The organism is Psychrobacillus sp. NPDC093180 (assembly GCF_044754065.1).
GTDB lineage: Bacteria > Bacillota > Bacilli > Bacillales_A > Planococcaceae > Psychrobacillus.
In genome coordinates, this window is sequence record NZ_JBIVOJ010000003.1 from 142,106 (window position 1) to 158,231 (window position 16,126).

At 37.6% G+C, this 16,126-nt stretch carries 12 protein-coding genes; 9 read left to right on the forward strand and 3 right to left on the reverse strand.

Annotated elements, in window-relative coordinates:
* Positions 1-61: 61 nt before the first annotated feature.
* Both ACIP9W_RS06175 and ACIP9W_RS06180 read left to right on the forward strand, forming a co-directional pair.
* Positions 62-1,951, forward strand: a complete 1,890-nt coding sequence (locus tag ACIP9W_RS06175; protein ID WP_400787227.1) for a beta-propeller domain-containing protein — start codon at positions 62-64, stop codon at positions 1,949-1,951.
* A 110-nt stretch (positions 1,952-2,061) separates the two neighbouring features.
* A complete protein-coding gene (locus tag ACIP9W_RS06180; RefSeq protein ID WP_400787229.1) occupies positions 2,062-2,679 on the forward strand; it encodes a hypothetical protein in 618 nt (205 codons plus the stop codon).
* A 408-nt stretch (positions 2,680-3,087) separates the two neighbouring features.
* On the opposite strand, the gene ACIP9W_RS06185 is transcribed toward ACIP9W_RS06180, so the two are convergent.
* The gene (locus ACIP9W_RS06185) at positions 3,088-4,545 is read right to left on the reverse strand and encodes a polysaccharide deacetylase family protein (protein WP_400787232.1); all 1,458 of its coding nucleotides are present in this window, start codon (positions 4,543-4,545) and stop codon (positions 3,088-3,090) included.
* A gap of 150 nt (positions 4,546-4,695) precedes the next feature.
* Between ACIP9W_RS06185 and ACIP9W_RS06190 the strand changes: the two genes are divergently transcribed.
* Together ACIP9W_RS06190 and ACIP9W_RS06195 are read left to right on the forward strand one after the other, a co-directional pair.
* Entirely contained in the window at positions 4,696-5,439 is a 744-nt protein-coding gene (locus tag ACIP9W_RS06190) for a threonine/serine exporter family protein (RefSeq protein ID WP_400787234.1), read from the forward strand.
* Positions 5,440-5,451: 12 nt separating this feature from the next.
* A complete protein-coding gene (locus ACIP9W_RS06195) occupies positions 5,452-5,901 on the forward strand; it encodes a threonine/serine exporter family protein (protein WP_400787237.1) in 450 nt (149 codons plus the stop codon).
* A 158-nt stretch (positions 5,902-6,059) separates the two neighbouring features.
* On the opposite strand, the gene ACIP9W_RS06200 is transcribed toward ACIP9W_RS06195, so the two are convergent.
* On the reverse strand, positions 6,060-8,075 hold the full coding sequence (locus ACIP9W_RS06200) for an EAL domain-containing protein (protein WP_400787239.1): 2,016 nt from the start codon (positions 8,073-8,075) through the stop codon (positions 6,060-6,062).
* 146 nt (positions 8,076-8,221) lie between these two features.
* Here ACIP9W_RS06200 and ACIP9W_RS06205 point away from each other — a divergent pair, with 146 nt between their 5' ends.
* The 4 genes from ACIP9W_RS06205 (at position 8,222) to ACIP9W_RS06220 (ending at position 13,641) form a co-directional block, all read left to right on the forward strand.
* A complete protein-coding gene (locus ACIP9W_RS06205) occupies positions 8,222-9,142 on the forward strand; it encodes a DMT family transporter (RefSeq protein ID WP_400787242.1) in 921 nt (306 codons plus the stop codon).
* Positions 9,143-9,235: 93 nt separating this feature from the next.
* Positions 9,236-10,972: an ABC transporter ATP-binding protein gene (locus ACIP9W_RS06210; protein WP_400787244.1), complete on the forward strand. Its 1,737-nt coding sequence runs from the start codon at positions 9,236-9,238 to the stop codon at positions 10,970-10,972.
* Positions 10,956-12,776 (forward strand): ABC transporter ATP-binding protein, encoded by a 1,821-nt coding sequence (locus ACIP9W_RS06215; RefSeq protein ID WP_400787246.1) that lies wholly within the window; start codon positions 10,956-10,958, stop codon positions 12,774-12,776. Before ACIP9W_RS06210 ends, ACIP9W_RS06215 begins: the two co-directional genes overlap by 17 nt.
* Before the next feature lie 10 nt (positions 12,777-12,786).
* Positions 12,787-13,641 carry a GNAT family N-acetyltransferase gene (locus ACIP9W_RS06220; RefSeq protein ID WP_400787248.1) on the forward strand — a complete coding sequence of 285 codons (855 nt, stop codon included), beginning with the start codon at positions 12,787-12,789 and terminating at the stop codon, positions 13,639-13,641.
* 31 nt (positions 13,642-13,672) lie between these two features.
* On the opposite strand, the gene ACIP9W_RS06225 is transcribed toward ACIP9W_RS06220, so the two are convergent.
* Complete coding sequence (locus ACIP9W_RS06225) at positions 13,673-14,866, reverse strand: GTP-binding protein (RefSeq protein ID WP_400787250.1); 1,194 nt, start codon at positions 14,864-14,866, stop codon at positions 13,673-13,675.
* Positions 14,867-15,324: 458 nt separating this feature from the next.
* Here ACIP9W_RS06225 and ACIP9W_RS06230 point away from each other — a divergent pair, with 458 nt between their 5' ends.
* Positions 15,325-16,044 carry a glycerophosphodiester phosphodiesterase gene (locus ACIP9W_RS06230; protein ID WP_400787252.1) on the forward strand — a complete coding sequence of 240 codons (720 nt, stop codon included), beginning with the start codon at positions 15,325-15,327 and terminating at the stop codon, positions 16,042-16,044.
* Positions 16,045-16,126 lie beyond the last annotated feature (82 nt).

The following is a 16,126-nucleotide window of genomic DNA, read 5'->3' on the forward strand; positions in this document are numbered from 1 at the left end:
AACTAAAAGACAGAATTTCAGTCTAATGGGTTAACTAAGAAAATAAGAAAGGGAGATTAAAATGAAAAAATGGCTGATTTCCATCGTTGCTTTCGCTTTAATAATTGGTATGACAGGTGCATTTTATTTTTCTAAAACCGAGATAAGTGCTCAAGCATTTAAAGAAAGTGTTGAAATTCAAACTGTTCACTCTAAAGAACAATTAAAAGCTTATTTTGAAAAGATAAAAGAAATTCAAAAACAACAAAATAACGGGGCAGAGGTAACTGAAGAAAGCGCAAATACGATGGAAGCCAAAGATTCCTCAGGTGGTAATTCAGGGGGCTATTCTACTACGAATAACCAAGTAGAAGGTGTAGATGAGGCGGATACAGTAAAGACAAATGGCAAGCATGTATTTTCGTTGAGTGAAAACAATGTGGTCATCGCAAACGTTAAAGATCCAAAACAAATGAAAGAAGAAACAACCATCTCTTTTAAAAATGATTTTTATCCAACACAGTTATTACTTTCAGATCAAACATTAATGGTTATGGGTCAGAAAAATGTCCTTCGTACGCTAGAAGCTGAAAGTACACAAAAGATGAATAGTGTTATGATGCCAATGGATTCCATGACAACTGTATACTTCTATGATATTTCAAACCCTGCAAAACCGAAACTAATGAGGGAAATTGCGACAGAAGGATATATGAATGGTGCCAGACTAACCGATAACACATTGTATTATGTAACTACTATTTATCCGAAGTTCTGGATGATGGAAGAAAATGCAGATGTAGAATTACGCCCATTCACTTATGACTCCAAATCCGATAAAGAAGCAAAACCGATGAGCTATGACAGTATTGCAATACTTCCAAGTTCTATGGAAGGGAATTACAGTATTATTTCGGCGATTAATGTATCTAAACCAGCAGAAAATGAAGTAAAAACGAAAGGGTATCTTGGAGGCAGTGAACAATTGTACATGTCAAAAGATAACCTATACTTAACTTCTACTATTTATGAGCAAAACAATATTAATGCTAAAAAAATGATTTGGAATCCTGGGGAAATGGATACTGAAGTATTTAAGTTTGCATTAGACAAAACATCCGTAAAATTCGTGGCGTCCAATCGATTAACAGGAACCATATTAAATCAGTTTTCGATGGATGAGCATAACGGTTATTTCCGCGCTGTAACGACTAAAGGAAATAGTTGGAATGAAAATAAAGTATCTGAAAATAATTTATTTATACTCGACGATAAGATGAAAACAGTAGGCTCGTTAACAGGTCTCGCAAAAGACGAACGTATCTATTCTGCAAGATTCATGGGAGATAAAGCATATATGGTAACGTTTAAAGAAACCGATCCATTATTCGTTATTGACGTAGCAAAACCGACCGACCCAAAAGTATTAGGAGAACTAAAGATTCCAGGCTTTAGTAATTATCTACATCCGTTAGATGAAAATCACTTAATTGGTTTCGGCTATGAAACCATAGTAGATACTCAATCGGGGGCGAAACAACCTGTTATTATGACAGGAGGGATGAAAATTTCCCTTTTCGATGTAAGTGATTTTACAAAACCAAAAGAACTGGACACGGAAATAATTGGGGACCAAGGAACATACTCTCCGGTTCAATACGATCACCATGCATTGTTTGAGCATAAAGAAAAAGGCTTATATGGATTCCCTATCTCCATCTATGGGAAAGGAAAAGAGTATGCAGAGTTTAAGCAAGATGGTGCATTGATCTATGAAATTACACCTGAAAACGGAATTGTTTTAAAAGGAGATTTATTAAACCCAGAAGATCCAAAACAGCAATACGAAAATTGGGAAATAAGTATCCAACGAATAATCTATGTGGAAGACTCCTTATACACAATTGCGATGAAAGAAATCAAAAGCTACAATTTAAACTCCTTTAAACAGTTGAGTAAAATGTCTTATTAATACAAAAGACTCCAAAAGCGAAACGATGCTTTTGGAGTCTTTTGGTATGTAGCTTTATATGGGGAGATTGCATCTTAGTGAATTGCCTTTGCATGGCGGAGGCTTCCCATTTGGACAATTTCCGCCCAAAGTTGGGCAATCTCGCTAGGAAGTTGGACAATCTCAGCCAAGAGTTGGACAATCTACTTCGAAACTTGGACAATCATTGCAAGGGTGGACAATCTCATCCCAAAGCTGGACAATCTCTCACGGAAGTTGGACGATCTCAGCCAAGAGTTGGACAATCTACTCCGAAACTTGGACAATCATTGCAAGAATGGACAATCTCATCCCAAAGCTGGACAATCTCAGCCAAGAGTTGGACAATCTACTTCGAAACTTGGACAATCATTGCAAGAATGGACAATCTCATCCTAAAGCTGGACAATCTCCCACGGAAGTTGGACGATCTCTGCCAAGAGTTGGACAATCTACTTCGAAACTTGGACAATCATTGCAAGGGTGGACAATCTCATCCCAAAGCTGGACAATCTCGCACGGAAGTTGGACGATCTCTGCCAAGAGTTGGACAATCTACTCCGAAACTTGGACAATCATTGCAAGGGTGGACAATCTCACTCGGAAGTTGGACAATCTACTTCGAAACTTGGACAATCATTGCAAGAATGGACAATCTCATCCTAAAGCTGGACAATCTCGCTCGGAAGTTGGACAATCTCAGCCAATAGTTGGACAATCTACTCTGAAACTTGGACAATCATTGCAAGGGTGGACAATCTCATCCCAAAGCTGGACAATCTCTCACGGAAGTTGGACGATCTCAGCCAAGAGTTGGACAATCTACTCTGAAACTTGGACAATCATTGCAAGGGTGGACAATCTCATCCCAAAGCTGGACAATCTCGCTCGGAAGTTGGACAATCTCAGCCAAGAGTTGGACAATCTACTTCGAAACTTGGACAATCATTGCAAGAATGGACAATCTCGCTCGAAAGTTGGACAATCTCAGCCAAGAATTGGACAATCTCGCTCGAAAGTTGGACAATCTCAGCCAAGAGTTGGACAATCTACTCTGAAACTTGGACAATCATTAAAAGGTTGGACAATCTCCCCAATACAGTGTTTGCGTGTAGTTTTCAATTGGCGTAATTATTCAGTTCGGAAACGGTGACAAACGAATATCCTTCTTTTTGCAAGTAGGCAAGCACTGCATCTAGTCCTTCAGCGGTAGACATATGTATATCATGCATTAAAATAGTAGAGCCTTCTTTTACATGGTCCTTCACATGCTCGAGTAAACGGTTAGCGTCGCGATATTTCCAATCAAGTGTATCCACATTCCATAAAACGACGGGAAGGGAAGTTTGCGTGCGAACAGCATTATTTACAGCTCCGTACGGTGGGCGGAAGACAGTTGGTTTGCTACCAGATGCTTGTTCTATTACATCGCTTGTATTATTAATCTCTAAAGCAATTTTTTCAGAAGAAGCTTTTGTTAAGTCTATATGATTCCACGTATGATTACCTAACTCATGTCCTGCTTCTTTCATTTCTTTTACAATTTCCGGATAGAAGGAAACGCGACTTCCAAGCATAAAAAATGTAGCTTTTGCATTATACTTCTTTAGTGTTTCAAGTATCAATGTAGTTGACTCTGGATTCGGTCCATCATCAAATGTGAGTGCTACTACTTTTGCGGATGGGGCTACTTCCGTATCTTCTTGTCGTATGTCTTCTTCGGGTTTTTCATCTTCTGTTTCTGATGCTGTAGGGGGTGGTTGAATAGCCGCCTCTGGAAGTTTAAAACTGTCTGCAATGATATCGTTCAAATCCTCTAGTGGAATAGAAACAACCGTCGATCTAGTTGTAATTACATGGTCATCATAATAAAATTCGATCGAATCTTTCTTTAGAGAAAAATTAGAGTAGTTATCCCAGGTAGGCATGGTTTTCTCTTTAAATTGATCCTGCATTAAGTGGGGAATCAATTGTTCATCAGATAATATGGATTCTCTTACTTTTGTAGCAAGCTTTACAAGTGCTTTTTCATTGTTAGAGAGTAAATCATTTATTGTGAGCATGTGACCGGATTGATTATGTATACGGAAAATTTTTGTTTCGGATAAACGGTTTTCTCCACCTATATTCATGTATGTATGAATCACAAACGAATAGTATCCGGTTGTATGCTGAAAAACTTCGAATGATATATTCAATTCACCACTAGGATGTATATTCGAATCAGTTAAGTCATCTTTCTGATTTAAATAAGATGTTTTTATCTGATTTGTATAGGCTCTTACTGTGTCATTGAACTCGGGAACATTGCTTTGTGGAAATTGAATGGCATACGGAGTTTTTTCGTCATTTGACATTTCCGTAATAATTCGAATTCCTGGGTAAACCGAATCACTTTCGTTAATTTGTTCTTTTGGTATAGTCGGAGTGTTAGCAGACACTACTTCTTTTTCTTTTTTTGCAGGATTAGGAAGCATCAGAAGAAAAACCATTAAACTACTTAATGTAAGAATGATAATGATAAACGTAATATCAATCCAACGTCCTCTTTTTTTCGATTTTGAATGCGCGGACATGATGATGATTCTCCTTTTCTAGTACTTATCTATTATATTAAATTAGACGGATGAATAGGTAAGAAAGTTTTAGTTTTCATTGTTTTTATTTTCAACGTTCGATAAGATTATCGTAGTTAAGTTTCGCTTTAGAAAGGAAGGTGCTCTGAAATGACACAAGACTTTGAATTAGCTGTAGAATGCTGTTTACTAGCAGGTCGTTTAATGATGGAAAGTGGAGCAGAGACGTACCGTGCGGAGGATACAATGGATCGGATGGCGATTTCGCAACATCTAACGCAATCACAAAGTTTTGTTACACCAACTGGTATTATTTTTTCAGGTAGTAATAGCCTTCCAACTAGATTAGTAAGGATTAGCAATCGATCAACGGATTTAGAAAGAATCGCGCTCGTAAATAATGTCTCACGAAAACTAGTTAATAAGGATATTACACTGCAAGAAGCTTATTCGGAGCTAGTCAGTATTGAAAACGAACATAAAACAATCCCGTTGTGGATACAAATAGTCGCAGCATCCATTGCATCGGCTTCATTTCTTTTGTTATACGGCGGTACATTCAAGGATGTACCCACTGCACTTATAGCCGGGGGGGTTGGATTTTCTATTTCAACGCTGTTAGAAATGAAAACGAGGGTAAAGTTTTTTGCGGAGTTTTTGGCGGCATTATGTATTTGTTTAATCGCGATCTTTTCGGTGACGTGGGGATTGGGAAGTGACGTGGATCGAATCATTATTGGTTCTGTCATGCCCCTAGTTCCGGGATTACTCATAACAAATGCTGTACGTGATTTAATGGCTGGTCATTTTGTGTCCGGTGTATCCAAAGGAGCAGAAGCGTTTCTTACAGCTTTTGCCATTGGAGCAGGGGTTGCATTAGGATTGTCATTTTAAGGGGGAATAGCTATGGCCTATTGGATGCAAGGGATTTTAAGCTTTGCAGCAGCCGCTGGATTTGGAATCATATTTAATGCACCAAGAAAATTACTTTTCTATTGTGGTATCGTAGGCATGACGGGCTGGCTTGTATATTCTTATATAGACGATTTGAGTAATGATCCTGCAAAGTCTTCCTTCGCGGGTGCATTTACGGTTGCTTTTGTGGCGCATTTAATGGCCAAGAGATTTAAAATGCCTATGATTATCTTCAGTGTAGCAGGTATTATTCCGTTAGTTCCAGGAGGATCTGCGTATAATGCCATGCGAAATGTGATTGAGAAGAACTATACAGTTGCAATGGAATATGCATCAGTTGCCCTTATCATCTCAGGCTCTATTGCGATGGGATTAGTGTTTGCAGAGATTATTACACAGTTATTAGTGAAAGTAATAGGAAGACTTAAAGTAAAACCGTGAGAAAAGTATTCTCACGGTTTTTTATATCAAACATGTCAGTTGTTCAATTGGCTTTCCTACTCGCTATGTTGCGAAATTGTATTTGTGTAAGTCTTTTTAATCCACTCTTCTTGTCTAAAGCTCACTGAAGTTTACAATGTATATTAGGGTTTTTCATTTTATCTTAAGAGTGCTTCCACTTCTTCAGCTGGGATTGGTCGGCTTATATAGTAACCTTGAACAGCATCGCAGCCCATTTGTTTTAACAAAGCAAATTGTTCTTCTGTTTCTACACCTTCCGCAACCACATCCACATCTAAGGATTGTCCAAATTGGATTAAACCTTGTACGAGCTTTTGCAATCTCTCCTGTTGCATAATAGAACTCACAAATGATTTATCAATTTTTAATTTGCTAATTGGAAGAAGCTGCAAATACCTAAGTGACGCATATCCAGTACCGAAATCATCTAACACAAAAACAACTCCATCCTTTTGAAGCGTCTGCATTTGACCAATTATCGATTTTTCAGCTTCCGCCTCGAGTGCGAACTTTTCTGTAAATTCAATTTGTAACAGCTTCGGAGAGCAGTTGTACTTATCTAACATATTCCGAATTGTTTTCACCATGTTTTTATCACGAAATTCTCGAATGGAAGAGTTAAAGCTTACTTTTATCGGTAACCCTTTTTGCTGCCAAATAGCTGCTTGTTCACAAACTTTTTCCAACATAAAAGAACCAATTTTATTGATTAATCCGGTTTCCTCTGCGATAGGGATTAACTCTTCTGGAGAAACAATTCCAAGTACATCATCATCCCAACGGACGAGTGCTTCGACAGCAGTAATTTGATTGGTTAATACATCTTTTTGTGGTAAATAGAGTACATGAAGATCATGCTGATTTAAAGCTTCTAATAAGCGTTTTTCTATTTGCGCACGACGAGTAAGCTTGTGATGGTCAGATGGAGATAGGTTTGCGATCATGCCACCACCTTCTAATTTCACTTGCTGGATTTTCGTATCCGTAGCCTTCAATAAATGCAAATAGGTTTGTTGATCTTCAGGGTATCTAGTGATGGCTCCGCTGACCGTAATAGGCACTACTTTATTGTCTAGATAAATCGGGTTTTGTTTTAAATACTGGATAAATCCTTGTACGTACCATTCCCCTAAAGTTGTAATGACTGCAAATTCATCTCGACCAGCTCTAGCAATAATGGATTCTTCGAAATAGATTTTCAGTCTTTTAGTAAACTCATTTAATAATTGAGATTCTGTTTGATCATTGAATATTTCTTTTAATGTATAAAATTGATCGATACTAATGAAAACAAAGGAGAAGTATTTGTCATTTTGAATGTGTTCGTTCACTATTTCTTCTAAACGATGTCTACTCATTAAACCTGTTTCCGTATCTACATATGCAATTTGTTCCAGGCGCGTTTGTATTAATTTCTTTTCTGTAATTTCTTCTTCCAATAACAAATGGTATAGTGTATGATTTTCCGTATCAGTAATTGGGAGTGCGATCATATTAACCCAATAAGTAACGCCATCTTTTGTTATTTTTTCAACTGTACCCTGGAAAACTTGACCTTTTTGTAATGTATTGATAATTTTATCAGCAATGGCAATATGATGGGAGGAATTAGGGAAAAGCTGCCAAAAAGTTTTTCCTACAATTCGTTTTGGTGTCCAATTGCTTCTTTTTAAAAATAGTTCATTTGCGTGTAGGATTAAACCTTCTTTGTCTAAATAAGCAACCATAAATGATTTAGATAAACCTTTTTTTAATAATTGCAACTCTGAAAAAGAAGAGGATTCTGTATCTTGTATAGTATTAGATTCAATTTGAAAGAAAACATAATAGTCATCATTCAGAAGAATCGATTTTGCTACAATAGATGTTTTTATCGGGTTTCTATCTTTTGAATAAAGGACGACCGGACTGAAGCGGATAGGCTCATCTTGATGTAGAATCGATTCCCAATTTGCAGCTAAGTGCCCGTAAGTATGCTCATTGAACAATGGTGCTCTTGGACCTTGTACATCTTCTAAACGATATCCGTATTGGTTTTCAGCTTCCGTGCTCCACCAAATAATATGGCCGTCCTTATTTGTCATAAAGGTTGGGAAAGGCAAATGACTAAAAACAGAGTTACTTAAATCTAATAATTCATCTTTAAGATACATATTAACGGCCCCTTTAAATAATTTATATTCATTATATAAAATATACATAAATTAGTCATTAAAATAGAGCAATTTATTCATTGATAAAAATTTTTCGGGTATAAAGTAGTGGGTATATATAAGGGGAGAAAGGAGGAGATGTGAAAATGGGACGATGGAAAGGAATAGTTTTAATTGTTTTTGGTTCCATGTTGTGGGGAGCGACCGGTCCGATGATGGAGTGGGTATTTAAAAATAGTGGCCTGTCTGTCTCCTTTTTCTTAACGGTACGCTTAATTATTGCAGGAGTTGGTTTATTAGCATATTTAAAAATAACAGGAAAACCTATTTTCTCTATATGGAAAGAGCAAAGTTGGTTAAAGCAATTGATCATTTTTGGTATTTTTGGGATGCTTGGTGTTCAGTACACATTTGTTGCGGCGATTGAGGCAAGTAATGCTTCTATAGCAACATTATTGCAATTTTTGGGGCCAATTTATATTGTGATATTTGTATCGTGGAAGAGCAAGATGTTTCCTCCAAGGTATCAAATCATTGGCATTATCGGAACGCTTATTGGATTGTTTTTTTTGCTGACAAATGCCAAAGTGGATCAGTTATTGATCAGCAATGAAGCGCTTATTTGGGGATTGGCAATCGGTGTTGCATTTGCTATTTATACAGTTTACCCTGCAAGGCTTATGAAAGAATGGGGAGTCCTTATCATCGTTGGCTGGGGAATGCTAATAGGAGGCATCGTGTTAGCTCTGATTTCGCAAATTTGGCGTACCGATGAATGGGGAGAACTTACAAATTACCCGATCAACTTAATGAGCTTTATCATTATTCTTGTAGGAACAATCGCTTTTATACTCTTCTTAACAAGTATGAAGTATATATCTCCTGTAGAAACTAGTATTCTATCTAGTATGGAACCATTAACCGCTATGGTTATTTCGGTTATTTGGTTAGGACAAGTTTTTGGAGCTTGGCAATATGTCGGGGTGGTCGTAATGATCGTATTTGTCACATGGCTTTCAATTGCAGGCGAAATTAAATGGAAACGGAAAGAAAAGATGGCTAATTGAAGCCATCTTTTTCTATATGTAAGAACCGTGTTATGGCATAATAGTTTGTATAAAGAAATAATTCGGGTAACGAAGAATCAGGGGTGTTGATTTGTGAAGACGATTTTTTCTTATTTGTCGCCATATAGGTGGCTTGTCATTATTGCGTTATTACTCATGTTAGTTGAACTTTCTGTCGAGCTTGTGCAGCCTTTGTTAATAGCGACTATCATTGATGACGGGATACTGGCAGGTGATCAGCAGACGATTATTTTTTGGGGAATGATTATGCTTGGAATCTCGGTTATTGCTTTTTTAGCGGGAATCACCAATACATTTATAGCTTCCCATGTAGTACAAAGCTATGGGTATGATATTCGTCAGGCACTATTTAAGAAAGTGCAATCTTTTACAATGGCTACTTTTATAAAGTTTCCTTCGGCAAGTTTAATCACACGGTTAACGAACGATGTGACGATAACGCAAAACGTAATATTCATGGGTCTTCGTATAATGCTGCGAGCGCCACTATTAGTAATTGGAAGCATTATTATGTCTTTTTTTGTTCATGCTTATCTAGCCATGTTTTTAGTAATGGGAGCACCTATTTTACTTCTTTTCCTTTATCTCATGAGTAGAAAAGGGCTTAAACTTTTTGGGAAAGTGCAAAAAAGTGTAGACCAAGTGACGCGTAAAATGCAGGAAAATTTGCAAGCGGTTCGACTCATTAAAGCGTATTTACGTGGTCAGTACGAATCGACTCGTTTTGCATCCGTTGGAGAAACATTAAAAATAGATAATGTGAAAGCGTTCCGCATAATGGAGCTCATATTGCCGGTTCTTTTGTTTGTTATGAATGTGAGTTTGATGGCTGTACTTTGGTTTGGTGCAAAAGAAATACAAACAGGGAATACGCAAATGGGGGATCTTGTTGCGATTGTTAACTATGCAATGCGAATGACTGGTGCATTTTCGATGTTTTCTTTCATTATTATATTTTTCTCTAGAGCAAAAGCATCTGCCGAACGGATGGAAGAGGTTTTGGTGGTGGATGAAGGAACCGAAGAAATAAGTTCAGATCCTAAAGACTTCATTTCTAAAGAAGGTGAAATAGAGTTTCAGCACGTTTCTTTTCATTATCCATCGACCGAAACACCGGTACTAAAGGATGTTTCCTTTTCGGTGAAACCTGGTGAAAAGTTAGCGATTATGGGAGCTACTGGTTCTGGGAAATCGACGCTATTAAACTTAATACCTCGCTTCTTTGATGCGACTGAAGGGGAAATATGGATTGACGGTGTAGAAGTAAAAGAGTGGCCACTAAAAGAGCTAAGACAAGCAATTGGGCTTGTTCCACAGCAATCCATTCTGTTTACAGGAAGTATTGAAGATAATTTAGGGTGGGGAGATTCTACTGCTACGGAGGAATCTCTTAAAGAAGCAGCGATACAAGCGCAAATTCATCAGTCTATTGAACAATTTCCACATCAATATGATACAAGGGTTGGGCAAAAAGGAGTCAATTTATCCGGGGGACAGAAACAAAGGTTATCTATTGCACGTGCATTGGTGAGAAAACCAGAAATTTTATTGTTAGATGATAGCACAAGTGCACTGGATGTCTCGACTGAAAATGCTTTATGGGAAGCTTTAGAAAAAGAAAATGCTACGATGCTCGTGATTACGCAAAAGATAAGAACGGCCAAAGGTGCAGATCATATTCTTTTGTTAGAAGAAGGAGAAGTTTCTGCATACGGTACACATGAACAGCTGATGGAAAGCTCCTCTTTATATAGAGAAATTGCAGAATCGCAACAGGAAGGAGGAGAACCTGATGAACTTCATTCGTAAACCTTTTGGGTATGAACCTATTGTGACCAAGGAAGATTTAAAGAAAGACCATAAGAAAAAAGTGGAGAAAGCATCTGATTGGAAAGGTGTGCTAAGTAGGCTATGGAAGCTTGTTGATGAGCAACGTTTCTTATTGGTCATTGTCCTTTTATTGGTAATAGCTAGTTCGGCTTTAGCTTTGTTTGGACCATATTTAATCGGTGTGATTATCGACGAATACATTGCTAAAAGCGTATTTTTAGGACTTGCGAATATGATCGGCTTACTAATTGTTGTGTATGTATTTCTTTCCGTTACGATGTACTTGCAAAGCTACTGGATGATTGGTATTGCTCAACAAACGATTTATCGATTAAGAACAGGCTTGTTTAATCACTTGCAAAAGCTACCTGTCTCATTTTTTGATAAACGGCAGCACGGAGAATTGATGAGTCGGGTGACGAATGATATTGAAAATGTCAGTCAAACGTTGAATTCATCTTTTATCCAAGTATTTTCAAGTATTTTAACTTTAGTTGGAACAACGGTTGTTATGCTTCTGTTAAGTCCATTGATGACCGTCATCACATTGATCATTGTGCCTTTTATGTTTTTTGCAATGCGCTGGATAACAAGAAGAACCTCCAAATTGTTTAAAGAACAGCAAAAAGCGCTTGGCGAATTAAATGGAATGATTGAAGAGACAGTTTCTGGGCAGCGAATCGTTAAGGCGTTTTCTCAAGAAAAGCGCATGTTAGAGGAATTTGCAGAGAAAAGTGAGCGCTTAAAAAGAACAGGGTTTTGGGCTCTTACTTATTCAGGGTTTATCCCCAAAGTGATGAACTTGTTAAATAATATAAGCTTTACACTTGTAGCAGCAGCTGGAGGAATTCTTGCTTTTTATGGATATATAACCATTGGAGAAATCGTCATTTTCACCGAATATGCCCGCCAGTTTACGCGTCCTTTAAATGATTTAGCAAACCAGTTTAATACTGTGTTATCGGCAATTGCGGGAGCGGAGCGTGTATTTGCAATTATTGATGAACCAGAAGAATTAGATGTAGCAAAGGAACATCAAGATTATAAAATAAAAGGAAATGTTACATTTGATGACGTTACATTTTGGTACGATAAAAATGATGAAAAACCTACGATTGAGCATGTTTCTTTTCATGTAGAAGCTGGAAAGACAGCTGCTTTAGTAGGAGCTACTGGTGCAGGGAAAACGACCATCATGCAGTTGCTCGCTCGTTTTTATGAAGTGAACGGGGGAAGGATATTAATTGATGATATTAAGCTGGATAGCTTGCCAAGACGTACGTTGCGCAGTCAAACGGCATTTGTACTTCAAGATCCATTTCTATTTGAAATGACTGTTATGGAAAATATTCGGTACGGCAAATTAAATGCAACAGATGAGGAAGTTATAAAAGCAGCCAAAGAGGCAAATGCGCATGAATTTATTACGAAGTTACCGAATGGATATGATACGATTTTATCGGCAGACGGTGGGGAGATTAGCCAAGGTCAAAAGCAATTGTTATCCATTGCGAGAGCACTAGTTGCAGATCCGGCAATCCTACTATTAGACGAAGCAACCTCCAGTATTGATACAGTTACTGAGCTGAAAATACAGGAAGCACTGGAACGTCTAATGACAGGCAGAACAAGCTTCGTTATTGCGCATCGTTTAAACACAGTGCGTAAAGCGAATCTTATATTTGTAATGGAAAATGGAAAGTTAGTAGAAGCTGGCCCACAGGAAGAGTTGCTTCAAAAACAAGGACGATATTATCGTATGTTAACGAATACGAAGATTTAAGGAGAGTTTTATGGATATTTTTATCATGACCGTATCTATTCCTTTAGATAGCGATACGATGCAAGAAATAAAGGAGCTACTGCAAGAAGATACAGTAAATTATGTGTCATTATTAAGTGTGGAGGAGTTAACAGATTCTCATACAAAAGGCTTTTGTGTACTCGCATATGACGATGAGTCAGATAAATTGGTTGGTGTTTTAACTTCTATAGATCGACTGGAAACAGGGGACTTTGAGTGGAGCGCGGTTGTTTCACCTTCTATACGCAGAGAAGGAATTGGAACAGGCCTTGTAGCAGAGTTAGATAGAAACTTAGCGCTCCGCGGAGCAACATACGATCTAGCTTTAGTACCGGAGGATTCGCAAGAAGGACAAGAATGGTTGAAGAAAATGGGATATGTATATGACTTTACAGAAAGAACAATGGTGGCGAAGGCTGTAGAAACAAAGGTCCAAAGTGAAGTTAATATCATGCCATACACTTCGGAAGAGCCGGAAGTAATGGAAGTCTTAATTAGTGCATTTGGAGATACGCTGGATGAAGTGAGTAATTTTATAGCATATAATACACAAACACCTAATCGAAAGCTTTGGATTGCATCATTAGAAAACAAAGTGGTTGGTACTTTTGCCATCGTAGAGGATCTTGACAAATTGTGGATTACTGGACTTGGAGTACATGAGCAAACAACTGGTAAAGGTGTCGCTACTGCCATCTTAGAATGGGCGAAAAACGAAGCGAAACGTTTAGGGAAAGCTAGCATTTATCTAGATGTGGAAATAGATAATGAAAAAGCATTAGCCGTCTATAAAAAAGCAGGATTTGAAACAATCCGTCATACACATTACTATCAAAAAGGATGACCCGATTGGGCCATCCTTTTTTCAAACTAACTCAATTAGCACTAACAAATGGAGGGAGTGTATCTTCAAATAATGACCAATCTTCCTTCATCTCTTCATCTGTCAGCAAGCAGACATCTAATGCTATTTCTATTTCTTCTTTATCCATATCCAGTCCGATAATAACAATTTCCGTTTGACGGTCACCGTACTCATCATCCCATCTACTGGATACAGTATTATCCTCCTCAAAAATCTGTTGTTGCTGTGCAATAGGGAGTGTAGCAATCCAGTATCCAGCTCCTTGAAATTGAAGAGAGGCACCAGCTTGAGATATTAAACCAGCCATATTATTTCTAGAAGCTAACCAGAAGAAACCCTTTGAGCGAACAACTTCTTGTGGGAAGTTGTTTAACCATTGCTCCCATCTTTTTGGATGAAACGGGCGTTTTCTTTTATAAACAAATGAGCTAATGCCATATTCCTCCGTTTCCGGTATATGTTCTTCATTTAATTCTTTTATCCAGCCAGCACCACTAGAAGCCTTTTCAAAATCAAATAAATGACGATCTAATAGGATAGAAGTATCGATAACACCATTTGCAATTGTATGGATTTCTGCATCCGGATTCATTTTTCGTAAGAATGCTTGAAAAGCATCTAGATAAGCAGGAGTGACTAAATCTATTTTCGATACAAGTAAAATATCAGCAAATTCAATTTGATCGATTAATAAATCGGAGACGTCTCTTTGATCGTATTCATCGTCTGTTTGTTTTCTTTCTAGTAATGTTTCTCCACTTTCATAATCAGTCCAAAAACGAAATGCGTCTATTACTGTGATCATGGCATCTAACTTGCAAAATTTAGATAAGTCAATTCCCACTGCATCATCGATATATGTAAAGGTTTGGGCAACTGGAATTGGTTCAGAAATGCCGGTGGATTCGATCACAATGTAATCGATATCTCCCTGTTTAGCTAGCTTTTCTACTTCAATCATTAAATCTTCTCTTAGCGTGCAGCAAATACAACCGTTCGTTAGCTCCACAAGCTTTTCTTCTGTTCTAGAAAACCCACCATCTTGGATAAGCTGGGAGTCTATATTAATTTCACTCATATCATTTACGATGACCGCAATCTTCTTGCCTTCTTTATTGGCAAGTAAATGATTGAGTACTGTTGTTTTTCCTGCTCCTAGATATCCGCTTAACACAGTAACTGGAATTTGTGTTTGTATAGTCATTATATTCTCCTTTTTAAATCGTAATGGTTACGATTTAAATAATAAACGATGAAAAAGCAGAATGCAAGAGGAAAAAAGACAACCTTTTACAATCTCCTAACATAATTTCAATATGCACTACATAAACTTTCTATAGTATGAAGGGTGAAGAGATCGTTCAATCGAAAAGGAGAGATACTTATTGGGTTTGAATGAACGCAATGTGACGATGAAAGTTTCGAACAAACGGTTGAATACTTTACAATTTAGTTCTATTAGAAAGAAAGTACATACGAGCTTACAATGGTTCATTATGAAAAAAGCTAGACCCCCGCGATATAAATACATCCCGCTTCCTCCTAGGAAGTAAATAGACTTACGTCATCTCTTATGTAGAGATGGCGTTTTCCGCTTGGAAAAAAGTATAATAAACTAGAAAAGCGTAGGCGCTAGAAAGATACTAAAAGGAGGCTATTTTTATGAAAATTTATGCACATAGAGGTTGTTCAGGGACATATCCAGAAAATACGATAGCCGCATTTAAAGCGGCGGCAAGTTTGCCGATAGACGGTGTAGAGTTCGATGTACATATGACAAAAGACGGGGAACTTGTTGTCATCCACGATGAATCGATTGATCGCACTTCGAATGGTAGAGGTTTCATCAAGGATATGACACTTAAAGAATTACAAACTTTTGATTACGGGGCATGGTTTTCAACGGAATTCAAAGAGGAAAAAGTGCCTACGCTAAGTGAAGTATTAGATGTGTTTAAAGGAACACATCATCATATTAATATTGAATTAAAATCAGATGTTTTTCCTTATGAAGGGATGGAACAGAAAGTAATAGAGATATTAAAACAGTATCGACTGGAAGACAGGGTCGTTATTTCGTCATTCAACCATGAAATGATTCAACAGGTAAAAAAACTAGCCCCACATATCGAAACGGCTATTTTATTTATGGAAGTGATGGTTGACCCTCAAGAATACGCAGAAAAAGTTGGAGCTGATGCACTTCATGCCTTTTTTCCAACTGCATTGCGGAAAATGGGAAAAGAGATCATCGCGAGTGGAAAGCAGCTGCGTGTTTTTACAGTAAATGAAGAAGCCTATGCTGAGGTGCTTCAAGCTGTTGGAGTGCATGCTATCTTTACAGATTATCCGGAAAAAGTGTATAACTATTTGAATAAATGAATAATTAGGAAATTTATTGATTGCATAATGGAATGATGTAGGGAATAATTAGAGTACAAAGTAATGGGTGTTTATAGAGGTA